The organism is Streptomyces sp. NPDC005202, from assembly GCF_040608235.1.
Lineage (GTDB): Bacteria > Actinomycetota > Actinomycetes > Streptomycetales > Streptomycetaceae > Streptomyces.
In genome coordinates, this window is sequence record NZ_JBEXHW010000035.1 from 25,432 (window position 1) to 50,291 (window position 24,860).

A 24,860-nucleotide genomic window follows, 5' to 3' on the forward strand; every position below is an offset into this window, starting at 1 on the left:
CAAGCCAATCCGGTTAGGAGGCCGATGGTGGCCGATCGAGAGCAGCAGGACGCACTGCTGGAGCTCCTCAACAGCACGCCGGTGGTCAACGGCAGCGTCCAGGACCAACTGGCGGACCCGGAAGCGGCCAGGCCCTGGCAGCGGGCGCACGGCGGCAGCGGCACCGCAGACGAGCACCGGAACCTCCTGCAGGCCCGGGACGCGCTCCAGGGCGTGGTGCGCGGCAGCCGGCCGGCCACGTCGCTGGCTGCGCTCCTGGAGGGCGTCACCTCCCGCCCGCAGATCACGCCTGCGGGGGTGTCCTGGCAGCTCGATGTGCCCGAGGAGCGTCGGATCGCGGTGGAGGCCGTGATGACCTGGAGCGCGCTGCAGGAGACGATGCCAGGGCGACTGCGGCCGTGTGCCAACCCGGAGTGCCGGCGGTTCCTCCTCGACCGCAGCAAGACCAACAAGGCCCGCTGGTGCTCGATGGCCGTCTGCGGCAACCGGATGAAGGCCCGGCGCCACTACCACCGCACCCGCGACGGCGCAGCCGGGTAACACCTCCGGCACCCTCCAGGCAGGCGGCGGGGCTCAGCCCTCCGCAGCACGACCTCCGCCGACCGGTCCCCCGCTGCGGTGTTGACCCGGGGCAGCCCCCGACTCGGCAAGTCAGCGACGAACCTGCGGACCAGCGCGTCGGAAGGAACCATCGTGAGGGCGAGGATGTCGCGGTGCACACGCGGTTCGGCACGGCGCACCACGACGGAGGGCCGTCCCGCCAACGCGGACACCGCCACGATGGTCACCCCCATGCCGGCCCCCGCCAACTGGGCGGCGATCCGCGGGCTGTGCGTCCTCAACACGACGGTCAGGGCTGTTTGTCGGGCCGCGACGAGCTGGTCGATCCACACGCCCATCCCGTTCTCCGGGTCGTAGTGCACGAACGGCTCGCCGGCGATGTCCTGCACCGCGACGGACTCCCGGTCCGCGAAGGGGTGGCCGGGCGAGGCGACGACCACCGTCTTCTCGCGGCCCAGCACCTCCACGTAAGCGGAGGTGGTCGTTGGCTCGGGCCCCACCACCAGGTCCGTGCCGTCGGCCATCAGGTGCTCGACCATGCGGTCCGCACTGGTGAACTCCGTGAGGTCCAGCTGGACATCGGGCCGGCGCGTGCGCCGGCGCCGCAGCACCGGTACGAGCAGCCAGGCCGTCATCGTCTCCGCGCACGCGATCCGCAGACGGCCGCCCAGCCCTTCCCCCGACGCGCCGCCCCACCTGGACCGCACGAGACGCGGCCGCCAGGGCCACGCGCGCTTCCTCGGACACGGCCTGGCCGGCTGCCGTGACCCGGATGCCCCGGGCGAGCCGCTCCACGACCGGGGTGCCCAGCTCCCGTTCCAATGCCGCTATCTGATGGGACAGCGCCGGCTGCGACATGTGCAATACGCCCGCGGCTTTGGTCACCGAACCCTCGTTGACCAAAGCAACCAAACACTCCAGCGCCCGCAAAGCGGCCATATTCGTGAATCCTAGAGATCGATCGCGGGCGTACCCGACCGCGCCGCCGGGCCACCGAGCCGGAATGAGCGGGCAAGGGTCCTGAAAACATGCAGAAAGGTCATGGAGCCGCAGGTAGCGGCTTCACCTCACGAGGGGCGAAAACCCGCGTTCCTGCAAAGCCCACGCGTTGCCGTCGGGGTCAGCGAACACCGCAAAGCTCGCGTAGTCGCGACGCTCCGGATCAACGCCGGGCGCGAAGCCGCCCTTCCACGTGTCGACCGGTGCCTTGTGCTTGATCTCCCCGACGTCGACGCCTCGGTCCACCAGCTCGGCCCGCGCGGCTTCGAGATCAGGGACCACCAGATACAGGCCCCGCACCGAGCCGGGCTCGGCGTCGGTGAGACCGACCCCGATCTGCACCGAGCACGCGGAACCTTCGGGCGTCAGCTGCACGACGCGGAAATCGGGGCTGGGCCCGTAGTCCACGTCGAGGCGGAAGCCCAGCCGCTCGGTGTAGAAGGCCAGTGAGCGGTCAACACCGCTCACGGGCAGGATGACGACCTCGAGCTTGCATTCCATGTGATCATTCTGGCGCCGCGCGCCACCACCCCGCCACCACGCAGTCATGCGCGATTTGAACGAAAAGCTGAGGAAAGACGAATGGGTGCTCACATTCCCGCACCCGTCTCGTTCATTCAAAAAATCTCAGGGGATGCCTCAAAAGATTCATGATCACACAATCGCGGCAGCACCGGCCGAAGAACTAGGATCGAGCTCAGTACACAGATCACCACGTCAGGGACTGCTTCCCGGTCAGCCACCCCCGCAGGAGAACCGCAATGGCGACGCTGCTGTCCGTCAACGTAGGGATGCCCAAGGACGTCTCCTGGCAGGGAAAGACCGTCCACACCGGCGCGTGGAAGGCACCCGTGCGCGGCCCCCGGATGGTGTGGCGGCTGAACATCGACGGAGACGGCCAAGGAGACCTGGCCGGGCACGGAGGCGAGATGCGCGCCATCCTCGTCTACCAACTGCAGTCCTATCGGTACTGGCAAAAGCAGCTCGGCCGCGACGACCTGGCCTTCGGGAACTTCGGGGAGAACTTCACCGTCGACGGCCTGCCCGACGACGAGGTGTGCATCGGCGACCGGTACCGCATCGGCGAAGCCGAATTCGAAGTCACCCAGCCTCGCGTCACCTGCTACCGCGTCGGCATGCGCCTGGGCGAACCCGCCATGGCCTCCCTCCTGGTCGCCCACCACCGCCCCGGCTTCTACCTGCGCGTCATCACCGAGGGATACGTCGAAGCCGGCGACGAGATCACCCTCACCCGCAAGGGCCCGGAAGAACTCAGCGTCGCCGACACCGACGCGCTGCTCTACCTCCCCGGCCGCGACCCCACCAAGCTGCAGAGAGCACTCAACATCCCCGCCCTCAGCCCAGGGTGGCAGCAGTCCTTCCGCGAACTCGCAGGCGCCCAGCAGCCCGGACAGGTACCCGGTTGGCCGGGCTTCAAGACCTTGCGCGTCGCCCGCATCGTCCCCGAGACGCCCACAGTCTCGTCGATCTACCTGGCCACCACCGACGGCACACCGCTGCCCGAGGGCCGCCCCGGCCAGTACCTGTCCATCCGAATTGCCACCGGCAGTGCCACCCCCGCAGTGCGCAGCTACTCCCTGTCCTCCGCGCCCGGAGCCGACACCTACCGCATCAGCGTCAAGCACGAGCCCCATGGGCACGTGAGCAGCTATCTCCACGCCAGCCTCCACCCCGGGGATCTCGTGGACATCGCAAGCCCGCGCGGGACCTTCGTACTGGAAGAAGGCACCAGCCCCGTCGTCCTCATCTCCGCAGGGATCGGCGCCACCCCCGTGCTGGCCATGCTCCACCAACTCGCCGCCGTGCGCGACACACGCCCTGTCTGGTGGATCCACACAGCCCGCGGCCGCGCTCAACACGCCTTCGCGGACGAGGCCCACGCGCTCGTGGCGCAGCTCCCGCACGCCCACGAGCACGTCTACTACACCGCAGCGGACGAACCCGCCCCACATCCCGACGAGCCCCACATCAGCCGGGGCCGTCCGACCGCCCCATCGCTGGCGGACATCGGCATTCCTCCTGACGCCGACGCCTACCTCTGCGGCCCGCCCGCCTTCATGGACGACCTCAGCGGCTACCTGCGCGATCACGGCCTGCGCCCCGAGCGGATCCACACGGAAGCGTTCAGCGCCCTGCCCGCCATCAACCCCGGCATCACGCCGACCGGCGCGGTCCGGCCGCACCAGCCACCGGGCCCCACGGGCACCGGACCGCTCGTCACCTTCGCCCGCAGCGGCATAAGCACCCCCTGGCCACCGGGCCGTGCGTCACTTCTGGAGCTCGCCGAGGCCTGCGACATCCCCACACGCTGGTCGTGCCGGACCGGCGTCTGTCACACGTGCATCACCCCCCTGGTCTCGGGCGACATCACCTACACCACCCCGCCGCTAGAGCCACCCGATTCCGGCACCATCCTGGTGTGCTGCAGCCAACCGACCTCCGAAGTCGTCCTCGACCTCTGACCGCACGGTCTGGGCGCGCATCGAGGCGAGGTCTGCGTGTGGCCGAAGGGCCGGGCCACAACGACGAGGCGTTCTCTCTTGGCTCGGCCGGCCCGTGGCGGACGCGGGCTGCCCTCCGCAGCCAGTCGTCGACGTCCAGGAGACGAGCACGGTCGAAGCAGCGGTCGTCGTGCTGGCTGTACCAAGTCGCGCCGGTGAGCGTGCAGTTCGGGCCCCGCGAGGGGGTGGTGACGGCCTCCTCCAGGAGGATATCTGCGCGGATACTGCAGCCGTCTCGGTCCGCATCGATCCCAGTGCCGGAACTTCGAGCGCTCGTAGCCGGCCCGGCTCTCGTCCTTTACCGGCAGCTCCTGCAGGACGTCACGGACCGGCAGAGTCGCCGTGTCGCCCGGCGCGGTCCGCGCAACGTGCTGCTCGATCGGCCACTCGATCGGCCACTCGGCCAGTCCCTCCGCCCCGCCGAACACGCCGATCCGTACGTCCCCTTCGAGCGTCTCCGGCCGGGACACGCGCCCCGCCAGCGGCGTGGTCACCCGTACGCCGGGGCGCGCCGCCAGCTCGGCGGACCAGGGCGCGTGCCTCGGTGGCGCCGACGAGGACGAGGACGTGCGGGGACATGGGGTCGAGCGTAGGAGGTCCGTGCTCGCCGGCAGGCTCCGGGGGCTTGCTCCGAAACGCGGTCACATGACGGGAGCGGCGGTCGTCGGTCTCTCGCCACCGCTCAGATCTCCGTCGGCAGACGCAGCAGCGCCCGCACCATCGACCACCTGAGTCGACCGCCTTCCTTGGGCATGACCCTCGCGGATCCGCCGTGGGCGATGATCCAGGCGGCGACCCTTTCCTGCATGCTGTACCAGAGCTTGCCGCCCTGGTCGAAGGTGAAGCCGTCGGCGGTGCCCTCCAGGAAGCCGCTCGCCCGGTCCGCGCCGCGGGTGTGGAAGATCCAGTCGCCGGAGTCCAGTTCCTCGATGCCGAACTGCCACGCGCCCGGCGATTGAGGACGAGGCGGTAAGCCGCTGGCCAACGACACGCCGGGGGCTACGCGCCCTGGTTCCCGGGAGGGGCGACATCAGGGAGAGCCCCGCCGGCACCCCCGCTCCACCGTCCAGAGGGCGATCTGCGTGCGGGAGCGCAGCCCCAGCTTGTCGCGGACCTTGTCCAGGTGCGTGGCCACCGTCCGGGCGGAGAGGCCGAGCCGGCCGGCGATCTCACGGTTCGTCAGGCCCTCGGCGACGAGCTCGGCGACGGTGAACTCCCGTGCCGTCAGCGGCACCTGTACACCCGCGGCCGGGGAGGTGTCGCCTTCCCGGCCGCCGCCCAGGCCCCGGAGGGCGTACGCGACGAGCCCTTCCCCGCGCAGTCGGCGCCCGCCCACGACGGCCGCGTCCTGCGCGGACGGCGACAGCCGGGACCTCACACGTTCCGCCGTCTGCTCCACCCGGAGCCGCCACGGGGCCTCTGGCTCGGTGTCCAGCCGACGGCGTGCCCGGGCAGTGGCCTCGTACAGACGCAGCGCACGTGGCATGTCCCCCCGTTCGGCCGCCACGATGGCCAGCCCCTCCACGGGTACAGGGCATGGAGGCGCCGGAAGACGGCCTGCTCCATCGGATCGAGCAGCCGGTGACTCCAGTCGATCGCCGCGGAGAGCTCCCGATGGCGGCCGGGCCCGGTCCTGCTCCCGTCCGCCAGGAGGGACAGCTGGTCGTCCAGGCCCGTCAGGATGTCGGTCAGTGACAGGGTCCCGCCCCGGCGCGCCGCGAGTTCGACGGCGAGCGGCAGACCGTCCAGCCGCCGGCAGATCTCGGCTACGGTGCGGGCGTTGGCGCGGTTCAGCGCGAATCCGGGTGCGCGGGCCGCGGCGCGCTCGGCGAAGAGTTGGATGGCGTCGGCGTTGATCAGGAGCGCCGGGTCGTCCTCGTCGCCGGCCCCGGCCAAGGGGAGCTCACCGAGTCGGAACACCACCTCCCCGGGTACGCGGAGGGCCTCCCGGCTGGTCGCCAGGATCCGCAGCCGGGGGCAGCGGCTCAGCAGGGCTGCGACGAGCCGGGCGCACGGCTCGGCCAGGTGCTCACAGCTGTCAGCCGCGGCGCGTCGCCGATCGCGTGCACCAGGACGCCGGCGCCGGTCCGTCCCGCCCGCTCGCCGACGGCAAGTGCGGCGGCCAACTGGGCGAGCAGGGAGCCGTCGTGCAGTGCGTCGAGTTCGACGAGGCCGACGTCGCCGGTGCCGCCCCGCAAGCGCCCAGCAAGCTCCAGGGCCCGCCGCGTCTTGCCCACCCCGCCGGCACCGGTGACGGTGAGCAGCCGCGCGGTCCTCATCAGCGTCCGCAGGCGCGACAGCTCCTGTCGGCGCCCCACGAAGGAGTCGAGTGCCCGTGGCAGGCCGCTTCCGCGGGCGCTCGCGGGGGCGGGAGCCGACGCCGCGGAGGGCGCAGACGCGGTCGAGAAGGCCGACGCGGCGGAGAAAGAGGCGAGGGACGCGCCCCGGGGTGAGTTCCGCAGGGCCGACCGCTGCCGGAACGCCCGCTGTCTGCACGCGTTGGAGCAGTAGCGGGCCGGCCGGCCGCCGTGCGCCCTCGCGACGAGGGCGCCACCGCATAACTCACAGGTTCGACTCGGGCTCATTCCCGGTTCCTGGCCTGGACTCGCCCTTCCCCGAGGAAACCTTCGGTCCCGCCGCTCACCTGCCGGTGGTGGCCGGGCCCCGCTGGGACCGGTCCGCCACCGGCGGGAACCGGTCAGGGTGTGGCGGCCGGATCGACGCCGAGCACGACGCTGCCGGTGACTCAAGCAGGGCGTGCGCGTGCTGGCGCAGGACCATTGAACCCGGTCGGGGGTCCGGCGGCCTTGCCGGACGCGCGGCACGGCGTGGCGGACGCGCGGCACGGCGTGGCAGCCGGGTCTGGTTCCCGCGCCCATGGGGGGCGTCACGCCTGCCGAGCGCCCGCTTCACCGCGGTCTCAGAACGTCGAGTGGGTGAACCAGCGGGTGAGCAGTTGTTCGTCTCCCCACACGTCGAAGGCCCCGTCGCTGTAGGTCATCCGGCCGTAGATGAGCAGGAGCAGGTCCGCTGCCCGGCCGCGGACACGGGCCTGCTCCGGCCGCACCGGCTCGGGCTCGGGCTCGATGCCGAACCCGTCGGGGCGCAACCGTACGACCCAGTCGCCGGCGGCGTCGGGGTCGGGGTCGGGGTCGATGGACTGGAACCTGATCGCTTCGTCGGTTCCACGCAGTTTCGCCACGTCCGGTGCGAACGATCCCGCGTAGGGCAGGTTGACCAAGAACTCGTCCACTCCATCGGCTGCGAGGGCCGGGTCGATGGTCGGGCTCAGGCCCAGTGCCCGCTCGGCGTCCACGCGGTGGACCAGGGTCTCGAAGAGCATCCGGCGGGCCCAGAATCGTGCGTGGTGGTCGGGACCCCAGGCCCACATGGCGTCCTGGGGATCGGTGGCCCGCAGGACGGCGGAGACCTGGGGCAGGCCGGCGGAGAACCAGTCGGCCAGCGCATCCTCGCTCGCCGGCAGATCCAGATCGACCTGGCGGCTGCGCGGGGGCTCCTGGTCGAGTCGGACCAGCAGAACGCTGAACCACCGATGGACCGATCCGACATGCCGGGTCAGATCTGCCAGCGTCCAGCCGTGGCACGTGGGGACGGCCGTGGTGGGCTTCCCGGCGGCGACCGTCGCCGCGAAGCGGGCGGCTTCGCGCTCTATCGCGTCCACGTAGTGGTCGTACGGCAGCGGCTGCCGTTGCCGGTGTGCACTGGTGGTCACTGTTCCTCGCTCCTTTGTCCGTGCCGCATGGGCGTCAGCCGCGGCGGGTACGCAGTATTTGCCTTGGAGTGCACTCGAAGGCAATTCGAGGACGAGGTGACCGGGGAAGCGCCCCTCGCAAAGCCGCCGTCGGGCGAGCCCGCGGACTCGCAGACCACGCCGAGCGGCTTGTGCAGAAGGGCCAGGGTGAGGTGCGTGCGGCCGTCGACTGGTTCGCCCGCCCTCCGGCTCCTCGACGAGCTCCTCGGGCGGCTCCGTCGTCCCGTCGGACGTCCGACGACGGAGGCCGTACGTATCACGCGTGCGGCTGGGACAACAGCCTTCCCTCCCCCCGTCGCCGACCAGACCGTCAGCACGCACGCCAAGGCGGCCCACGGCCGGGTCGGGAACCGATCCGCACGTGTCCGCAGCCGCTCAGGCGGAGACCCGAAGACCACAAGCAACGGTTGCCGGGTGGGTGGCACCGGCTGCTGCGCGGCCTGACGGTACCGCCGGATCCTTCATCCCGCATCCGACCTGTTGGCCAAGACCTCCGACACGGTCAGGCCCTCCGCAACACGGTTCAGGCCGCTGCGCGGCCGCCGGAACGGCCGGTGCCGGTGGTGCGGCGGCCGGAGCCCGCCGCACGACGCTGCGCGCCCCGCTGCGGCCGTCGAGCCCTCGACTGCGCTCCCGCCCTCGGCTTCTGCCTCGGGTGTTCGGCGGGCTGTGGCACGTCGATCGTCACAGGGATGCCGGACGGCTCACGGGCGCCGGTGAGGCGGGCGAGTACCTCGTCGCCGGACTTGATCCTGGCCGAGCGCGGGTTGATCCCCGCTTCCGTCATCAGACGCGTCATCTCCCGCACCTGCTCAGGAAGGACGAGCGTGACCACGCTGCCGGACTCACCCGCTCTGGCCGTCCGGCCGCCGCGGTGGAGGTAGTCCTTGTGGTCGGTCGGCGGGTCGACGTTCACGACGAGGTCGAGGTCGTCGATGTGAATGCCGCGCGCCGCGACATTGGTCGCCACCAGCGCGGTGACCTGTCCGTTCTTGAACTGGTCGAGCGTGCGGGTGCGTTGCGGCTGGCTGCGGCCGCCGTGCAGGGCCGAGGCACGAACGCCGTTGGCCAGCAGCCGTTTGGTGAAGCGGTCGGCGCCGCGCTTGGTGTCCACGAACAGAATCACCCGGCCGTCGCGGGCGGCAATGCGCACGGCCACGGCCTTCTTGTCGGTTTCGTCCGCGACATACAGAACGTGGTGCTCCATCGTGGTCACCGCACCCGCCGACGGGTCGACGGAGTGCACCACCGGGTCGGCCAGGAACATGCGCACGAGCCGGTCGATGTTCTTGTCCAGCGTCGCAGAGAAGAGCATCCGCTGGCCGCCCGGCTCGACCTTCTGGAGCAGCGCCGTAACCTGCGGCATGAACCCCATGTCGGCCATTTGATCGGCCTCGTCGAGCACGGTTACCGATACCCGGTCCAGAATGCAGTCGCCCCGGTCCAGAAGGTCCTTGAGCCTCCCGGGTGTGGCCACGAGCACCTCGGTGCCGCGGCGCAGCGCGGCCGCCTGCTTGCTGATCGAGAGACCGCCGACGACAGTGGCGACGCGCAGATTCACGGCGGTGGCGTACGGGGTGAGCGCGTCGGTGACCTGTTGCGCGAGCTCGCGGGTGGGCACGAGGACCAGCGCGAGCGGTGCCCTGGCCTCGGCGCGGCGGCCGGCCGTGCGCGCGAGCAGGGCGAGGCCGAAAGCGAGAGTCTTGCCCGACCCGGTGCGTCCCCTGCCGAGGATGTCGCGCCCGGCGAGGGAGTTGGGCAGGGTCGCGCCCTGGATCGGGAACGGCTCGGTGACACCCTGGGCTGTGAGGGTCCTCTTCAGAGCGGCCGGCATGTCCAGTACGTCGAAGGACTCGACGGCGGGCAGCGCGGGGGTGACGGTTTCCGGCATCGCGAATTCCTGCGCAGCGGCGGCGGTACGGGCAGGCGTCTTGCCATTGCCTTTTCCGCGGCTCCTGCCGGAGCCATTCGCCCGGGCCCTGCCACGAGAGTTCCCCGGCTGCTGACGAGTGGGGCGTTCGGATCGAGTCATACGAGGTGTGGTTTTCCTTCCCTACGGATTCACGGACGGGCTTCCTGGGACTCACGGCCGGGTGCCACGCGAACGGAGACTTGCGGATGTGCGGGCAGACGCAGGCCGAGACCCGCGCCGTCGCGTGCGGACCCCGGCCTGTGTGGAGCGCGTACCGGCGATCAGGCGGAGACAAGGTTCTCCGCCTGCGGGCTCTTCTGGCGTACATGACGTCGAAGGAGACCTTCTGTCCCTCCTGCAGTTCGCGGAAGCCCGAGGTGGCGGCATCGGAAAACCGGATACGCCGGGAAAACAAAAGGCGCCTGAGGCAGATTTCGCAGGCGCACAAGATTCTGGGTACCGAAAGCCGATCGTTTGGACGATAGCATGTCTCGGGCCAGGCCGCTGCCAGGAGCTCACGGCGGCTGCGGCCCTGACGAAAGGCACCCGCCGTCCTTCGGCGGTCTCATCTCCCGAGCCCAAGGGCACAGCGGGGAGGGCGAGTTGAGCGAGGCCATGCCATGCGGAAGCGGCCGCCGTTACACGGGGGATGCGCGGAGCGCGCGGACGGAGCAGCTGACGGGCGTACGCCCTGGACTCCGACACGTCGGGCTCGGTCGGGACATGGTCGGGACATGATCTGGACATGGAGGACATGAACGCCGGCTGGACCAGGTTGGTCCGCTGCAGACCACACGCTACGCCGACAATCCGGTCGGGGCCGCGGACCTCGCAGTCCTGGTCGCCGTTCTCATCCGTGCCGCCCACCGCCGAGCGGCCCGCAGCCCCGCAATGAAAACCGCCATCTCCACTGCGGTCAGGGCCCCCTGTACCGGGCTGAACGCTTGTCCCTCTACGCCGACAAGTCCGCATCCCAGGGGCCGCTTCCCAGGGCTGCCGCGCAGCACCGACCGCGCATGCGGGCATGCCTACCGCCGCCCCCGGCCAGACCGGCGGCCACCAGCCCCGACCACGGAGCACGATCCGGCACCATGCCCGCGCGACTGCCGTGGTCGGCCTCATGGCCGAGCCGATCGGCCCGCACGGGCGGAGACCAAGCGACTTCCGGCGTGCAGAATCTGCATGAATTTAGTCATAAGTACTCATTTTTGAACCTGAACTGATGTGCTCCGTAACGGGTCGGTCAGAGATTCGGAACGTCTCAGCGGTGCAGTCCCTTTTCGGTATGGGTATCTCCATCGGATTCAGGTGCCCGGTTGGGCGGATGCGACGGGGGGCGGAGCACATGCCGAGAGAGGTGTGGAACGGCAGCGCCGGGATCGAGGCGGCCGACGCGGTGTTCGAACTGATGAGACGGCTCATCGACAACTTCCGGGACAACACTCCGGTGACGCCGCTGGTGGTCCTGCAGGCCACCGAGGAGGATCAGACCGGCGCCCTCGACCGACGGGTCGCGCAGGTAGTGGAGTTCGTCCGCCAGGGCCATCAGCCGCGGGGGCTGATCGCCAAGCGGCTGGACGGCGGAGGCGGCCCGGACGCTTACTCCTCCGCGATCGACATGGTGCGCCAACTGTGCGAACACTCCTGGGACAACCAGAACCAGTCGCAGTACAAGCCGTTCACCTTTCCGCGCTCGCGGCTCCTGCGGGCTATCGAGCAGGCCGCGCCGGAGGTCGGCGGGGAGGTGACCACGGTATGGTCCACCGCCCAGCGCCGCGAACGCCTGATGCGACGGCTGGCCGAGCTGCGCTGGCGGCCGGGAGGCGGTCCCGACGGTGCCGACAGGGAGAACCGCGCCTCGGAGCTGGCGGAAACCATCGGCGCCGTGGTGAACCCGTCCGGTTTCGTCGGGGCGATGTTCATCGCCTGCCTGAGCGTGCTGCTGGGCGAGGGCGGCTGGCAGACGGCCGTGTGGGGTGGCGCCCTGGCGCTGGCGGCGTTCGGCGTGGCACAACTGCTGGCGCGCAGCGCGCCGCCGCTGCTGTGGCTGCGCAGAGCCAGCCGGTGGTTCGCGACCACCACGTTTCTGGCACCCTCGAGCGACCGGCCGGAGGCCGCCGAGTGGTCCCGGTGGCGGCCGGCGAAGTCCTGGGAGACCATCCGCGGCCGGGCCTTCGCCGTCGCCCAACAGGTGGTCGCCGCCCAGACGGGCGATGTGACGGCTCGCCAGTTCCACCTGGAGCTGCGGGTGCTGGCACTTCTCGAGGATCTGCGCGACAACTTCCGGCCGAGGACCCTGGACCTGCGCCGCCGCAAGCGCACGGTTCCGCCGGTGGTGTACCTGCCGTGCGCCACCGAGGACGACGGCGGCCTGCTGTTGCTGCGGGCGATCAGCAACGTGCGCAGCCGCCGCAGCGAAGTGGACCCGCTGCTGATGCTGGCCGCCGTCCCCGCGGCCGAGCGACTGCGGCCGCCGGGCTCCGGGGAGCCCGGGCAGCCCCCCGCGCCACCGCTCCACGGCGCCGGGGAGGACGACGAGGAGCGGGCCTACGGAGCGGACGCCAGGTACCAGGAGTGGGTGACCAACCTCAACGTCGGCCAGTCCCCCGGCCGGGCCGCCGCACTGCCGTGGATCCTGTGGATACCGCTGTCCCCCGCCGAGTTGCGCCGCCGGCACTCCGCGCAGCACTCCACCACCAGGATCCGCCGTACGACTGCCTGGCTGCTGTGGTCCAGGCCCTGCCTGGCGGTGGTGCTCGCCATCGCCCTCGGCCTCGGCTTCCTGGGCAACCGGTGGATGGCCCAGCGCTACTGCGAGGGCCGGCTGCTGGGCTCCAACACGGACTCCGTCATGATGGACGGCCAGTGCGTGGGCGTCGCCACCGGGGACGTACGGCTGGCCGCGGGCAACGACCTGGGACTGTCCGGTGCCGGCAAAGGCGTCACCTTCGACGCCGTCGAGCAGGCGATCAGGGCTGAGAACGCGGCGATCGGCTCGAACGACAAGTACGTGACGATCGTCTACGCCGGCCCGGTCACCGCGGCGGACCAGGACAACACCCGCAAGGGGCTTGAGGAGATCACGGGTGTCTACCTCTATCAGCACTACACCAATGTCAGCACCCACCAGCCGACCAAGATAAGGGTGCTGCTCGCCAACGCCGGCGAGAACATGCTCCACGTGCTGCCCATGGCCCAGCACATCGCGGACCTGGCCCGGCGCGACCGGTCCGTCGTCGGCGTCGTCGGCATGGGGCGCGACACCACGGAGAGCAAAGCCGCCGGGGAGATCCTCAAGGGCGCGGGCCTGCCCGTGGTGAGCACCACCAACTCCGGCAGCCATCTGGCGCGGCGGTTGTCGAACTGGTTCGGACTGGCCGCCACCGACGAGGAGGAGGCGGACGCCCTGTACGTCGTCGCCAGGCAACTCGCCCAACGCGAGCACGGCGCGCGGGCCGTGGTGCTCTCCCGGCAGGTCGGCAGCGAGAAGGACTTCTACACGACCGAACAGGCCAGGGTGGGCAAGGACATGCTGGACCAGGCACACTTCACCCTGCTGCCCGCCCGGACGTACCGGCTGAGCCCCAACAGCGAACCGGAACTCACCACCCCGGTCGAAGCGATCTGCGCGAGTCGCCCGGTGCCGAGGGCCCTGTACTTCGCGGGCCGGGTGGAGGACGTGCCCAACCTGATGTCCCAACTTGGTTCCACCCCCGGCTGCTCCGGCCGGAGCATCACCGTGTTCACCGGTGACGACCTCGCGAAGAGCAACTACGACGAAGGCGAGGAGCTTCGCATCCCGCCACAGGTCACCCTCTACCACTTCGCACTGGCCCCCATGGACCTCGCCGGCGTGACCGACTTCTACGACGACGCCCACCGCGCGGTCACCGGGCTGCTCCCCGCGAACACGGCCCCGACCGCGCTCGCCGATCCTGCCCGGCCCTGGGCCGACGCGCTGTTCTCAAGTGGCCAGACGGTACTGGCCTACAGCGCCACAGCAGTGCTGTACCGGGCCTCGAAGAACGGCGACGCCCCGCAGACCGCCGCGGAGACCTGGGCCGACCTGCGCTGGCACCCCAACCCGAACCTGCCGGTCGGCACGGTCAGCTTCGCCGGCAGCCGGCCCTATGCCGACCAGCGGGGACACGGCTACGAGATCGTGCGGGTGACCTACCGAGGCAACAAGGTGCGGTCGGCGACCGTGTGCGGGCGGCCGGCGGGCAGCGACCAGCCGCTCACCGCGCCTCCGGGCGGCAAGGGCGCCGACGCGCACACGGTGTGCCACGTCGAGTGATCCCGGGTGGGGGCCGCTCCTGAGGAGCTTTCCGTTCAACGCGCCGGTCCCTGGTCGTCAGCGCACCGGCCCGCGCAGGTGCAGCGAGGTCCCCCGGCCGACGAACTCCTCGACCCCCGGGGGCAGGAAGGAATCGTGGGCCACGCTTTGCGGAGAGCTGGGATCGGTGAGACAGGACGTGACGGGACGGGACGGGCCCTGCCGGCCGCCGGGCCGGCCGGGGCGCTCTCCTCTGATCGCCGCCGGCTGCACCGTCCCCACCGGCCGGCGTTGCGTCCGTGCCGTTCACCGCACGCATCGACGACCGGGGCCGGCTGGTCAGCCTCACCACCGAAGCGGCCGCCGGCTGGGCTCGTATCCATGACCGACTGGCTGTCCAACCTCGCCTCAGCCGGGGCCACGGCCTTTGTCGGCGCCGCCTCCACCGACGCCTGGCAGACCGCCCGCGAGCGCTTCGTCCAGCTCCTCGGCCGCGGCGACGCCGACCGCAGCCGGACGGCATCCCGCCGTCTGGACGCCCTGCGCCAAACCGCGCGGGCACCGGGAAGCGACCGGGATCTGGCGGAGGCCCGCAGTACCTGGCGCGCCCGCCTCCAAGACCTTCTGGACGAGCACGCCAGTGCCGCCGAGGAACTCCGGTCCGTGATCGCCGCGCTGCCCAGGCCCGGGTCCGGCGCCACGACGGAGTACCAGCAGCACGGCCACGCCACGGGCCACGGCAGGGTGTTCATGAACCAGCACGGCAACCAGAACATCCACCACCAGCCCGACACACTCCACGGCTGACGCCGCCCGGCCCGGGCTGCTCAGCAGGATGCCGGGGCTTTCGGCCCGGCTGCCCATCCGGCCTAAGGAACCGCGTCCGCGTCGGCCGGTGCCGGGCCGGGACCCTCGGTGACCTCCGGCAATGCCTGTTCCGCCCAGATCACCTTGCCCTGGGGCGTGTACCTGGTGCCCCAGCGCTCGGTCATCTGGGACACCAGGAACAGGCCCCTGCCACCTTCGTCGGTCGTTGCGGCATAGCGCAGATGCGGCGAGGTGCTGCTCCCGTCGGCCACCTCGCAGATCAGCGTGCGATCGTGGATCAGCCGCACGTGGATCGGCTCGCAACCGTAACGGATGGCGTTGGTGATGAGCTCGCTCAGCACGAGTTCGGTGCTGAAGCCGAGTTCGGGCATGCCCCACTCGTCGAGTTTGTCGGACGCCGCGACGCGCACCCTGGCGACGGCGGCCGGGTCGGGCGGCACGTCCCATTCGGTGATCCGGCCGGGCGGCAGCGCACGGGTGCGGGCGATGAGCAGAGCAACGTCGTCCTGGGGCCTGCTGGGCAACAGCTCGTCCAGCACGGCCTGACAGCTCTTGTCCGGCGGCCGGTCGGGGTGGCCCGCCAGGGCATCGCGCAGCAGTTCCATCCCCGCGTCCAGGTCGCGCGTGCGGTCCTCGATGAGGCCGTCGGTGTACAGGACGAGCTGGGTGCCCTCGGCGAGGTCCAGCTCGGCCGTCTGGAACGGCATGCCCCCCAGGCCGAGCGGCGGTCCGGTCGGCAGGTCGACGAAGCTGACGCCTCCGTCCGGGCGCACCAGCGCGGGCGCCAGGTGCCCCGCGCGCGCCATGGTGCAGCGGCAGGTCACGGGGTCGTAGATCGCATACAGGCAGGTGGCGCCCACGACGGCCGCGGCGATCTCCGTGCTCGCCTCGTCCTGGTCGATGCGGCCGACCAGGTCGTCCAGATGGCTCAGCAGCTCGTCGGGCGGCAGGTCGAGCGTGGAGAAGTTGTGCACTGCGGTCCGCAGTCGCCCCATCGTGGCGGCGGCGTGCAGGCCGTGGCCGACCACGTCACCGACGACCAGCGCCACCCGGCTGCCCGGCAGGGGAATCACATCGAACCAGTCTCCGCTCACGCCCGACTGGGCGGGGAGGTAGCGGTAGCCGACCTCGAGGGCGCTCTGCTCGGGCAGGGCCCGCGGCAGCAGGCTGCGCTGGAGGGTGACCGCCAGGGCGTGCTCACGGGTGTAGCGGCGGGCGTTGTCGATGCTGACCGCGGCACGAGCCACCAGCTCCTCCGCCAGCGACAGCTCCTCCTCGTCGAAGGGAACGGTGAGTCGTCGCGCCCGCGGTGTGCCGCGCCGGCACCCAGTCTCGACTGTCCCGCGGCAGCTGCCCTGCGGCGGCTGCCTGCGGCGGTGGCCTCATCACGCCACTGCCTGGCACGACACACGCGGAGCAGAACCGGGCATCAGGCTGCGCTCCCGATCACCGTAGGCCCAAGGCTACTCAGGACGGATAAGCGGAAAGTCAATGGCGCGACACTCAACCGGCAACAGGCAACCGACAACCGGCAACCGGCAACCGGCAACCGGCTCCATGGCCTGGGACGGTTTGTCGGCGGTGCCGCACAGGGTGCCCGCATGGCCGAACCGCCCAACGACGCGCCTCTGCGGTGATACGCAAGAGGCGCCTGCTGCTACGCCGTCTCACTGTTCATCTCGCGGACCAGATCGAGGGCGCGCCCCAGCGTGGTCAGCCGTGTGTCGAGCGTGTCGCCCGCGGGATAGAAGCGGACGGTCTTCACGCCGGCGTCGCGCCAGACCCGCAGACGCCGGCGCACCATGTCCTCGGTTCCGATGAGGGTGGTGGCGAGGACCATGTCGTCGGTGACGAGGGCGGCCGCGCCGTCCCGGTCGCCGGCCTGCCAGCGCTCGCGGACCTCGGTGGCGACCTCGGCCCACCCCTGGCGGCTGTATGCCTGGTTGTAGAAGTTGGTGCTGGCGGAGCCCATCCCGCCCAGGCTGAAGGCGAGTTCCTTCTTGCGTCCGGCCACCATGGCGCGTAGGGCCTCCTCGTCCTCGGCGAAGGCGACTTCCGCCCCCTGGCAGATGTCGAGGTCGGCGCGGGTGCGGCCAGCTGTGGCCAGTCCGCGGTCCAGGTGGTCGAAGTACGCCGCCTTGGCGCCCTCGGGAACGAAGCTCGTGCCCAGCCACCCGTCCGCGATCTCTCCGGTGAGCTGCAGCATCTTGGGCGAGAGGGTGGCCAGGTAGATGGGGATGTCGTGCTCGGCGCGCACGTCCAGACGCATCGGTTTCGCCTCGCCGCCCGGAAGGGGGATGGTGAACTCCCGTCCGGTGTAGGCGACTTTCTCCCCCGTCGCCGCCTGCCGGACGATCTCGACGGTCTCGCGCATCCGGGACAGCGGCCGGGCGAAGGGCACCCCGTGCAGGCCCTCGATCACCTGCGGGCCGGAGGGTCCCAGGCCCAGCAGGAAACGCCCCTCGGAGAGGTTCGACAGGGTGATCGCGGCGCGGGCGATGGCCATCGGTGTGCGCGTCGCCAGCTGGATGACGCCGGAGCCGAGCAGCATCCGTTCCGTGCGGGCGGCGAGATAGCCCAGCGGGGAAGGCGCTTCGGCGCCCCACGCCTCCGCCACCCAGCAGATGTCGAGTCCCAGCTTCTCGGCCTCGGTGACGAAGTCGACGGTCTCGCGCCAACTGCCGTGTGAGGCTTCGATGGTGGTCGACGTGCGCATCACTCACTCGCCTTTCCTGCGTCTGCTGCCGTGGCGGCGGAGGTGGCTCCGGACGCGCTTTCGGCGATCTCTTTCACGGTGGTCAGGGTGGCGCGGATGGCGGTCTCGAACTCCCGCAGCCGCACGAAGACGATCTTCTGTTCCTTGTCCGGCATCTGCTCGATGGCCAAGGAGAGCCCGGAGGGTCCGGGGCCCAGCTGCGCCCACTGCCGAAGCAGCGTGCCGCCCTCCTGGGGTTCGAGGGTGAACCGCCAGACGGCCGAGGGATTCTGCCGGTCCTGGACGGCCCAGGAGAACACGCGCGGCGGTTCGTACGTGACGACGTACGAGGTGGTGGACCATTCACCGAGCGCTTCGTGCCTGCTGCGACCCAGGAAGCGGGCGCCGACGCGGGGGCCCGAGCAGCCGTCGAGCCACTCGACCGACTGCAATTCGTTGCTGATGCGCGGCATCAAACCGATGTCGGAGACCAGGTCCCACACTGCCTGCGGCGGGGCGTCGATCCAGACCGCCGCCTCCACCGTCGGCTTGTCCGGGTACCGTGCGCCTGTCCATTCCACCATCGGATGACCTCCTTGTTCTGAACGCCCCTGCACGCTCAGGGGGTGAGTACGGAAATGTGAAGACCGGCCGGCCGAGGCGCGTGGGAGCGGGCGGACATGAGGGGAGGTCAGCCGGTGCCTGCCCTTCAGGTGGGAGTCCAGACGCAGCGGCTTCTCATCGGGGTCCTCCTGGATCCTTCGGGGGCGCCGCAAGGCTGACGCTCTGGGCAGCACCCTAGAGAGGTGTGTTCAGTAGTGCAACTGACTCGCTTCGCCGAACCGCGAACCAGAGACAAGACGCATGCGCCGACCATCGCCATCCGATCCGCCTGCCGATGGCCGGCGCCGTCACCAACGGCACGCCCCAGTGGGCCTGCGCACGGCGCAAGGCGGTCCCCACCCAGGACGGGACGCGGCCGAACCGGACAGGGGGCTGGGGAGTTGCGGACACGCCGACTCGTCAGGGTCCGGCAGCGCACCGGGGATACGCCGCTGCTGTCCGACGCTCTGGCCGGACTGCTGCGCTCCAGGCCTCGGGAAGGTCCCCAGTGGCTATTGCTGAGCGGCGAAGCGGGGCATTTGCTCGGCCTTCTCCCGCAGTCGCTGAGGGTATCCGGGGCCAAGTTCCGAGGTGACGTCCTCCAGCTTCAGGGGCTCACCGCAGTGGGCACAGACGACCTCCGCGTGGGTGGCGTGTCCGCAGGACTGATGGCGCATCACCACGGGCGGACCCTCGTTGCCCGAACGCCAGGTGTCGCCCCAGTGAGCCATGGCCGCCAGAACGGGGAAGAAGTCGCGGCCGCTGTCGGTGAGGAGGTACTCGTAGCGCTCCGGGCGCTCCTGGTACAGCACCCGCTCCAAGAGCCCTTCCTCCACCAGCCGGTTCAACCGCTGCGTGAGGATGTTGCGCCCGATCTTCAGGTTCGCCTCGAACTCCCCGAAGCGCTTCGACCCGTAGGAGGCCTCCCGCAGCACCAGCGGGGTCCACCAGTCTCCGAGCAGGTCGACGGTCCGGGCGATCGAGCACGGCCAGGACGCGAACGGTGTGCGCTTCACGCGACCAGCTTAAACGGTTCCTCTAGTGAACTGACATCCGACGAGAACTCCGCCGCCTCGGCCCCGGTCCGACGCCTCCCAAGAGCCGGTCTCGGGCTCGGCCCCTCCCACGGTCCGCGTCTCCGTGCGGGGCGAATGTTCCTGCAGCGCGATGCCGAGTTCAACGTTCAGCGGCGCGCGCCGACAAGGTCACGCGCGCTCCTGTGAACCAGTTCAGCCGGTGGCCTGCGCCTCGGCGAGCGCGGCCAGGCCGGAGCTGTTCATGACCAGGTCGATCGTCCCGCTCAGGGAGCTGGTGGCGGGGATCACCGTCTCGATGCCGCCGAGCAGCAGGTCCATGGGCCGGTACCACTCACGCAACCGCGTCTCGCCGACCTCGTCGGCGATCGGCTCGGTGGCGGGGCCCCGATGTGGTGGAGTCACACGGACGCCGCCACCCATCGTGAGTGGATCACTCAGACCGGTCTGACGGTCGAGCGCGAGGAGTTCATGCCGGAGGGTGACGGCGGGCACGCACTGTTCTGGGCACGTCGCCCCTCCTGGCCAGGTCTTTTCCACCCCGCCTCGGCCAGGTCGTCGGCGGCCTTGGAGGCAGCATCCGGCTTCCGCCCCGTCACCGCTGGGGAGGGCGCGCCGCGTGTCCTGACGGTGGTCCTGCCGTGGCTCGTGCGCTCACCACGTCCACGTCGCTCGCCCGGACGTAGGCGAGCCGGTGGCCGAACTGGATCTCGTAGTACTCCTCCTGGCCGCTCACCACCGGGTCCGGTGTTTCGCCGAAGGTCGACCTGTCGATGTAGGAACCGCCGAGGCGGGACTGTGTCACATACCGCTGGCCCGCGCGGAAGCTGTACGGGAGCGGTGAGTCGGGCGGCTTCGGCACCCCCTCCGGGTAGTCGTCCTCGTCCGGGAGGGCACGCCCGTACACCGGGATCTCACTCAAGCCGTCCTTCGGAGTCACCATCCGGCCGGTCGCACCGACGGCCGTCGGGTGTTTCTGCGGGTTCCTGAACCACGCATTCCGGCCCAGGTACCAGATCGCCGTCCACTCGCCGCTGCGCCCCGCGACCGCGTAGGTCTGGCCGGCGGAGACCCGCGAACCCAGGTCGTTGACGTCCACCGTGGAGGCGTCGCCGTCCGGGCGCCGGCCCGGGTCCTGGATCAGCGGGGCGTTCTCGTCCGGCTCGGTGTGGAGGCGGACCGCGCTGGAGCCGTGCGGCGCACACGGCACACCGGTCTTGGTGCACCCCGTGAACAGGGGCTTGTGCGTGGCGAAGTCCGGCAGCACGGTGACCATGTCGCTGTCCGGTCCGGCCGTGGCACGCAGTGGCGCGCCGAGGAGGTCGAAGTAGTGGCGCCAGTCCCAGAAGGGGCCGGGGTCGTCGTGCATGTCGGGGATGCTCGAGGCGGTCGGGGGCGGCACGTTGTCGTGGCCGAAGATGTGCTGCCGGTCGAGCGGGATGCCGTACTTCTTCGCCAGGTAACGCACCAGGCGGGCCGAGGCCTGGTACATCTGTTCCGAGTACCAGGCGCCGGGCTGCCTGAGGAATCCCTCGTGCTCGATGCCGATCGAGCGGGCGTTCACGAACTGGCTGCCGGAGTGCCAGGCCACGTCCTTGGTTTTGACGTGCTGGGTGATGTGGCCGTCGCTGGAGCGGACCGAGTAGTGCCACGACGGTTCCGTCGGATCCTGCACGGTCTGGAGCATGGACGGCAGCTTCGCCTCGGTGTCGTGGATGACGATGTACTCGATCTTCTGGTCCCTGGGCCGGTCGGCCAGGTCGTGGTTGCCGTACCCGTCGTCGAACTCGACGTACGGCGCGCTGAGCCAGTCGCAGGACAGCTCCGCCGGGCACTCGACCTCCTTCGCCCGCTGTGCTCCCTGCGGGCCGGGGGTGTGGGGGCGTACGCCCGGGCTGGCGGGGAGGGTGACCTGCTGCCCCGCGTCGGTGGTGCGGTGCGCGCCTTGGCGGATCACCGCGAAGACGTCGTTCGCGTACGTCGCCGCCGACGCCGTGTCACCCGCGCCCGGGAACCGCGCCACCGCCTCCCACCAGTCCGCCGGGTCGGCGCTGAGCGGCTTGCCGAGCTGCCGTTGCGTCGCCGCCAGGAGTGCCGCGCCGCCGCGGACGTTGGCGGCGGCGTCCGTCCGCAGGCGCCCCTCCGGGGCCCCGATCAGGCGGGCGGCGCGTCGCAGGTCCGCCGGCTGCTCGGAGCGGCTGCCCGAGGAGTTCGCCTCATGTGAGGCCGACGGCCCCGCCGTCACCGCGCGCGGCCGGGCACTCCCGCTGTGCGCCGCCGGGGCCGGGGTCTGGGCCGGGGTCTGCGTCTGGGCCGGGATCTGGGTCTGGGCCTGACGGGCGTCCACCAGGTGCATCGGCCCGTAGCCGCCGCCGACGCTCGGGGCGCCCGGATGGGAGTCCCAACGCGACTGCTGGTAGGACACGCCCATGAGCACACTCCGCGGCACGTGGTATTCGTCCGCGGCGGCCGTGAAGACGTTCTGCAGGCGCTGGTCGGCCGCCACTCCGAGGCCGGCCGGCGGACCGGTCAGCAGCGGCACCAGGAGCGCCGCCGACGCGGCCGCCGACGCGGTCACGCAGACCATCCGCCGCCGCGCACGTACGGCGCGGGGGACAAGGGGGGCGACACGTCTTCTCATAGCAAGGGCCTCCAACCATGCTCGTCGCAGCCAGGACAAAGGAGTTGCCCTTTAACGCCACCCCCTACGTTTTCGTGCCCGCCACGCCACGTCGCGCCAAGCGTCACCGGGGTGGCCCAGCCGCCCGGCAGAGGCCACCCGGTCGGCGGCAGCACGTCCGTTCCGGCGGGGACTCAGCGCAACTCCCCCGTACCGCGCGGTGCCGTACGGCAAGCCCCCGTACCTCGCCGTGCGATACGGCAACCCCCCGCACCGCGCGGTGCGATACGACAAGCCCCCGTACCGCGCGGTGCGGTACGGGGGCCGGGGGCGGGGTGGACGGCTCAGTCGTGGACCGGGTCCACCTGCCAGTCGGGGTGCCCCGGCATGGGCGGAGTGTGCGCCCCGTACAGCCACGGGGCCAGGAACGGGTTCAGGTCCTCGCCGGCGACCTCGGACGCGAGCGCGACGAAGTCCCGGGTGCCGGCGGCCCGGCCCCGGTACTTCGTCACCCAGGACCGCTCGATCCTGTCGAAGGTCTCCTCGCCGACCTTCTCCCGGAGGGCGTAGAGCACCAACGCCGAGCCGTCGTACCGCATCTGCTTGAACAGGGTCGGCTCGGTGGGTTCGGCGGGCGCTCCGTCGTCGTGACGCCACTGGTCGTGCTGCTCGTACGCCGCCCGCATCGCGGCCTCGATGCTGTCGCCGCCGTGCGCGTCGGAGTAGAGACGTTCGTAGAAGCGGGCGTGCCCCTCGCTCAGCCACAGGTCGGACCACCGCCGGATGGCGACGCTGTCGCCGGTCCAGTGGTGGGTCAGTTCGTGCACGAGGTTGCGTTCGGCGTCGACCCGGTCACTCAGCAGGTCGGCCCTCGGCACGACGGACAGCGACTGCGTCTCCAGCGCCACCGGCAGGTCGGTGTCCCCGACCAGCACGCCGTAGCGGCGAAAGGGGTACGGGCCGAGCCGCCGTTCCAGCCAGGCCAGGTGCTCGGGGGTGAGCGAGCGGTATGCCTCGGTGTCGGTGACCAGGCCATCCGGAACCACGTCCCGCAGGGGCAGTCCGCGTGGGCCGATGCTGTCGACGAACGCGAACTTCCCGATCGCCACCTGGACCAGCTGTGCCGCGACCGGCTGCTCGGAGTCGTACGTCCACCGGACCCGTCCGTCGGGTCGCCGGACGCGCTCGACGAGCCGGCCGTTGGCCACTGCGCTGAGGTCCGGTGGGGTGGTGATGCGGAAGGTGACCGGCGCCCGCAGGCTCGGGTGGTCGTTCGCCGGAAAGATCATCTTGGCGCCGTTGGGCTGCGGATAGAGCACGGTGCCGTCGGGCGTGGGCACCCAGCCGTAGTCTTCGATCGCGTCGCCGCGGTGCCGTCGCTGCGTCGGGTCGGCGGTGTAGGCGACCCGCACGGTGAAAGTGCTGCCGTGGGGGATCGGCTTCGCGGGAGTGACGACGAGTTCGTCGCCGTCGCGTACGGCGGTCGCCGGTGCGCCGTCGACGGTGACCGTGTGCAGCGTGTTGCCCGCGAAGTCGAGGTCGAAGCGGGACAGGGCCTGCATGGCGGTGGCGCTGATGGTGATGCTGGCGTCGAAGGGCGTCCTCGGTGCCCGCCAGTCGAAGGCGAGGGTGTAATGGCGGACCGTGTAGCCGCCGTTGCCGTCGAGCGGCATGAGCGGGTCGCCGATGCCCGGGGCGCCGGGGGACGGGGCCTCGACGGACGAGGCGGCGGAGGGGCCGTGGGCGGGGAAGCGGTGGCCCCCGTAGGGGAGGGCGCCGGCGAGGACGGCGGCAGCGGTGATCCCGGCGGCACCGGTGAAAGCGAGGGCGAGGGCCGTGCGGCGGGTACGGAGGCCACGGCGGGGGCGCCCCCTCCGGGCCGGCTCTTGCGGGGACCGCGTGAGCGACGCCTTCACCGGAGGGACCGGTCGGCGGCGTGGGATGCACGGATCGGCCGGCGTACGCGGCTGCTCATCGGCCGGCGTACACGGCTGCTCATCGGCCGATGGACGCGGCTGCCGGTCGGTTGACGCACACGGCTGCCGGTCGTACGACTGACTCGGCTGCCAGCGGTCGTGATCTCCATGGCCGCACTATGGCAGCAAGAGATCCCCATAGCGACCTATGTCCTCGTATCACCCGCCCGCACGGGCTATATGGGCAGGCGGGTGGCTCCGGCTCCGGCCCCGGCCCCGGCCCCGGCCCCGGCCCCGGGAGGGAGAGAGGAGCCGGGCCCGGCGGGTGGTATCACCTGGCGTGTCCTTGGTCGCCGTGGTCGCCGTGGCCGTTGCTGTGGTCGCCGCAGCCGTGGTCGTCGTCGAACCGTCCGTGGTTCCTGTTGTGATGGCGACCGTGGTCGTCGTCGCCACGGTTGTGTTGGCATGGGCCCGGCGTCGGCCGCGATGCCGCGTGTGCGGCCTGGGCCGGCATGTCGCATGTCGCCCCCTCCTCGTCGCACCGACCGCGTCCGCGAGCTTCAGCGCTTCGGGGCGGGGGAACTTCGCCAAGGCGATTCTGCTGGAGGCCACCCACCGACGCACCGGCGACCTGACGTCGCTGGACTACGCGGTGGGGTACTACCGGCAGGGCCTTGCCCTGTGCCCGCCGGAAGACGACGATCGCAGGCTGTTCCTCGACGGCCTCGGCTACGCCCTGCGCAAGCGGTACGACGCCCTCGGCGACCTCGCCGACCTGCGCGAGTGCATCGAGTTGCTGCGGCAGGCCGCCGCCGTTTTCCCGCCCCAGCACCCCGGCCAGATGGCGACCCGGCACTCACTCTCCCAGGCGCTGCGCGCCGAGCATCTGCGCACCGGCGATCGCGACCTGGTGCGTGAGGCCGCCGAGGTGGCCACCGCCGCCTCGCAGGTACCTGCCGCCCCGGTCAGCAGCCGCATTCAGGCCCTGGGCGTCCTGGGACACTCCCGGGCGACTCTCGGCGACTGGCAGGCGGCGGCCGACGTGCTGGGGAACGCGGTCGCGCTGCTGCCCCGGCTCGCAGTACGCCGACCAGCTTCATTCGGCTGAGCAGGGTGTCCGGC

The 24,860-nt window shown here is 71.1% G+C and carries 19 protein-coding genes and 4 pseudogenes; 5 read left to right on the forward strand and 18 right to left on the reverse strand.

Translation table 11 applies throughout. The annotated features are described in order from the left end of the window. The first annotated feature begins 24 nt into the window (after nt 1-24). The gene (locus ABZV31_RS32235) at nt 25-540 is read left to right on the forward strand and encodes a CGNR zinc finger domain-containing protein (protein ID WP_355900421.1); all 516 of its coding nucleotides are present in this window, start codon (nt 25-27) and stop codon (nt 538-540) included. Here the strand turns inward: ABZV31_RS32235 and ABZV31_RS32240 are convergent. The 3 genes and pseudogenes from ABZV31_RS32240 to ABZV31_RS32250 all read right to left on the reverse strand — a co-directional run bounded on the left by ABZV31_RS32240 (nt 507) and on the right by ABZV31_RS32250 (nt 2,061). Further along, nucleotides 507-1,196 (reverse strand): LysR family transcriptional regulator substrate-binding protein, encoded by a 690-nt coding sequence (locus tag ABZV31_RS32240; protein WP_355900422.1) that lies wholly within the window; start codon nt 1,194-1,196, stop codon nt 507-509. The two genes, ABZV31_RS32235 and ABZV31_RS32240, sit on opposite strands and share 34 nt — an antisense overlap. 175 nt (nt 1,197-1,371) lie before the next feature. Beyond that, nucleotides 1,372-1,500 (reverse strand): annotated as a pseudogene (locus ABZV31_RS32245) (LysR family transcriptional regulator); the annotation flags it as partial. A gap of 123 nt (nt 1,501-1,623) precedes the next feature. Beyond that, on the reverse strand, nt 1,624-2,061 hold the full coding sequence (locus ABZV31_RS32250; protein WP_355900423.1) for a VOC family protein: 438 nt from the start codon (nt 2,059-2,061) through the stop codon (nt 1,624-1,626). 260 nt (nt 2,062-2,321) lie between these two features. Between ABZV31_RS32250 and ABZV31_RS32255 the strand changes: the two genes are divergently transcribed. Then, the gene (locus ABZV31_RS32255; protein WP_355900424.1) at nt 2,322-4,043 is read left to right on the forward strand and encodes an MOSC and FAD-binding oxidoreductase domain-containing protein; all 1,722 of its coding nucleotides are present in this window, start codon (nt 2,322-2,324) and stop codon (nt 4,041-4,043) included. A gap of 434 nt (nt 4,044-4,477) precedes the next feature. On the opposite strand, the pseudogene ABZV31_RS32260 reads toward ABZV31_RS32255, so the two are convergent. The 8 genes and pseudogenes from ABZV31_RS32260 to ABZV31_RS32295 form a co-directional block, all read right to left on the reverse strand. Beyond that, a pseudogene (locus ABZV31_RS32260) lies at nt 4,478-4,661 on the reverse strand (precorrin-6A/cobalt-precorrin-6A reductase); the annotation flags it as partial. A gap of 103 nt (nt 4,662-4,764) precedes the next feature. Next, entirely contained in the window at nt 4,765-5,073 is a 309-nt protein-coding gene (locus ABZV31_RS32265; protein ID WP_355900425.1) for a hypothetical protein, read from the reverse strand. A gap of 39 nt (nt 5,074-5,112) precedes the next feature. Continuing rightward, nucleotides 5,113-5,460, reverse strand: coding sequence for a helix-turn-helix transcriptional regulator (locus ABZV31_RS32270; RefSeq protein WP_355900426.1), 348 nt, complete (start codon nt 5,458-5,460; stop codon nt 5,113-5,115). Continuing rightward, nucleotides 5,457-6,002 carry a hypothetical protein gene (locus ABZV31_RS32275; protein ID WP_355900427.1) on the reverse strand — a complete coding sequence of 182 codons (546 nt, stop codon included), beginning with the start codon at nt 6,000-6,002 and terminating at the stop codon, nt 5,457-5,459. The genes ABZV31_RS32270 and ABZV31_RS32275 overlap by 4 nt, the downstream gene beginning before the upstream one ends. Before the next feature lie 65 nt (nt 6,003-6,067). Next, a complete protein-coding gene (locus tag ABZV31_RS32280) occupies nt 6,068-6,400 on the reverse strand; it encodes a hypothetical protein (protein WP_355900428.1) in 333 nt (110 codons plus the stop codon). Nucleotides 6,401-7,002: 602 nt separating this feature from the next. Then, complete coding sequence (locus tag ABZV31_RS32285) at nt 7,003-7,815, reverse strand: maleylpyruvate isomerase family mycothiol-dependent enzyme (RefSeq protein WP_355900429.1); 813 nt, start codon at nt 7,813-7,815, stop codon at nt 7,003-7,005. Nucleotides 7,816-8,377: 562 nt separating this feature from the next. Continuing rightward, complete coding sequence (locus ABZV31_RS32290) at nt 8,378-9,886, reverse strand: DEAD/DEAH box helicase (RefSeq protein WP_355900430.1); 1,509 nt, start codon at nt 9,884-9,886, stop codon at nt 8,378-8,380. Nucleotides 9,887-10,047: 161 nt separating this feature from the next. Next, a pseudogene (locus tag ABZV31_RS32295) lies at nt 10,048-10,160 on the reverse strand (cold shock domain-containing protein); the annotation flags it as partial. A 951-nt stretch (nt 10,161-11,111) separates the two neighbouring features. Here ABZV31_RS32295 and ABZV31_RS32300 point away from each other — a divergent pair. Both ABZV31_RS32300 and ABZV31_RS32305 read left to right on the forward strand, forming a co-directional pair. Beyond that, the gene (locus ABZV31_RS32300) at nt 11,112-14,063 is read left to right on the forward strand and encodes a hypothetical protein (RefSeq protein WP_355900431.1); all 2,952 of its coding nucleotides are present in this window, start codon (nt 11,112-11,114) and stop codon (nt 14,061-14,063) included. 360 nt (nt 14,064-14,423) lie between these two features. Then, nucleotides 14,424-14,849 carry a hypothetical protein gene (locus ABZV31_RS32305; RefSeq protein ID WP_355900432.1) on the forward strand — a complete coding sequence of 142 codons (426 nt, stop codon included), beginning with the start codon at nt 14,424-14,426 and terminating at the stop codon, nt 14,847-14,849. A gap of 62 nt (nt 14,850-14,911) precedes the next feature. On the opposite strand, the pseudogene ABZV31_RS32310 reads toward ABZV31_RS32305, so the two are convergent. From ABZV31_RS32310 to ABZV31_RS32340, 7 genes and pseudogenes are all read right to left on the reverse strand, one after another. Further along, nucleotides 14,912-16,156 (reverse strand): annotated as a pseudogene (locus ABZV31_RS32310) (ATP-binding SpoIIE family protein phosphatase); the annotation flags it as partial. A gap of 371 nt (nt 16,157-16,527) precedes the next feature. Beyond that, nucleotides 16,528-17,586 (reverse strand): LLM class flavin-dependent oxidoreductase, encoded by a 1,059-nt coding sequence (locus ABZV31_RS32315; RefSeq protein WP_355900433.1) that lies wholly within the window; start codon nt 17,584-17,586, stop codon nt 16,528-16,530. Beyond that, nucleotides 17,586-18,146 carry an SRPBCC family protein gene (locus tag ABZV31_RS32320; RefSeq protein WP_355900448.1) on the reverse strand — a complete coding sequence of 187 codons (561 nt, stop codon included), beginning with the start codon at nt 18,144-18,146 and terminating at the stop codon, nt 17,586-17,588. The genes ABZV31_RS32315 and ABZV31_RS32320 overlap by 1 nt, the downstream gene beginning before the upstream one ends. A 534-nt stretch (nt 18,147-18,680) precedes the next feature. Then, a complete protein-coding gene (locus ABZV31_RS32325) occupies nt 18,681-19,184 on the reverse strand; it encodes a helix-turn-helix domain-containing protein (protein ID WP_355900434.1) in 504 nt (167 codons plus the stop codon). A 213-nt stretch (nt 19,185-19,397) separates the two neighbouring features. Continuing rightward, nucleotides 19,398-19,607 carry a hypothetical protein gene (locus tag ABZV31_RS32330; RefSeq protein WP_355900435.1) on the reverse strand — a complete coding sequence of 70 codons (210 nt, stop codon included), beginning with the start codon at nt 19,605-19,607 and terminating at the stop codon, nt 19,398-19,400. A 190-nt stretch (nt 19,608-19,797) separates the two neighbouring features. Next, nucleotides 19,798-21,789: an N-acetylmuramoyl-L-alanine amidase gene (locus ABZV31_RS32335; protein ID WP_355900449.1), complete on the reverse strand. Its 1,992-nt coding sequence runs from the start codon at nt 21,787-21,789 to the stop codon at nt 19,798-19,800. 377 nt (nt 21,790-22,166) lie between these two features. Next, nucleotides 22,167-23,738 (reverse strand): M1 family metallopeptidase, encoded by a 1,572-nt coding sequence (locus ABZV31_RS32340; protein ID WP_355900436.1) that lies wholly within the window; start codon nt 23,736-23,738, stop codon nt 22,167-22,169. 340 nt (nt 23,739-24,078) lie between these two features. On the opposite strand from ABZV31_RS32340, the gene ABZV31_RS32345 reads away from it, so the two are divergent. Continuing rightward, nucleotides 24,079-24,846, forward strand: coding sequence for a hypothetical protein (locus ABZV31_RS32345; RefSeq protein WP_355900437.1), 768 nt, complete (start codon nt 24,079-24,081; stop codon nt 24,844-24,846). The last annotated feature ends 14 nt before the right edge of the window (nt 24,847-24,860 follow it).

Bases quoted from the DNA above. Each gene is read 5' to 3' on its own strand.
- ABZV31_RS32235 (WP_355900421.1), top strand. From the start codon at position 25: ATGGTGGCCGATCGAGAGCAGCAGGACGCACTGCTGGAGCTCCTCAAC.
- ABZV31_RS32240 (WP_355900422.1), bottom strand. From the start codon at position 1,196: ATGACGGCCTGGCTGCTCGTACCGGTGCTGCGGCGCCGGCGCACGCGC.
- ABZV31_RS32250 (WP_355900423.1), bottom strand. From the start codon at position 2,061: ATGGAATGCAAGCTCGAGGTCGTCATCCTGCCCGTGAGCGGTGTTGAC.
- ABZV31_RS32255 (WP_355900424.1), top strand. From the start codon at position 2,322: ATGGCGACGCTGCTGTCCGTCAACGTAGGGATGCCCAAGGACGTCTCC.
- ABZV31_RS32290 (WP_355900430.1), bottom strand. From the start codon at position 9,886: ATGACTCGATCCGAACGCCCCACTCGTCAGCAGCCGGGGAACTCTCGT.
- ABZV31_RS32300 (WP_355900431.1), top strand. From the start codon at position 11,112: ATGCCGAGAGAGGTGTGGAACGGCAGCGCCGGGATCGAGGCGGCCGAC.
- ABZV31_RS32305 (WP_355900432.1), top strand. From the start codon at position 14,424: ATGACCGACTGGCTGTCCAACCTCGCCTCAGCCGGGGCCACGGCCTTT.
- ABZV31_RS32315 (WP_355900433.1), bottom strand. From the start codon at position 17,586: ATGCGCACGTCGACCACCATCGAAGCCTCACACGGCAGTTGGCGCGAG.
- ABZV31_RS32335 (WP_355900449.1), bottom strand. From the start codon at position 21,789: ATGGTCTGCGTGACCGCGTCGGCGGCCGCGTCGGCGGCGCTCCTGGTG.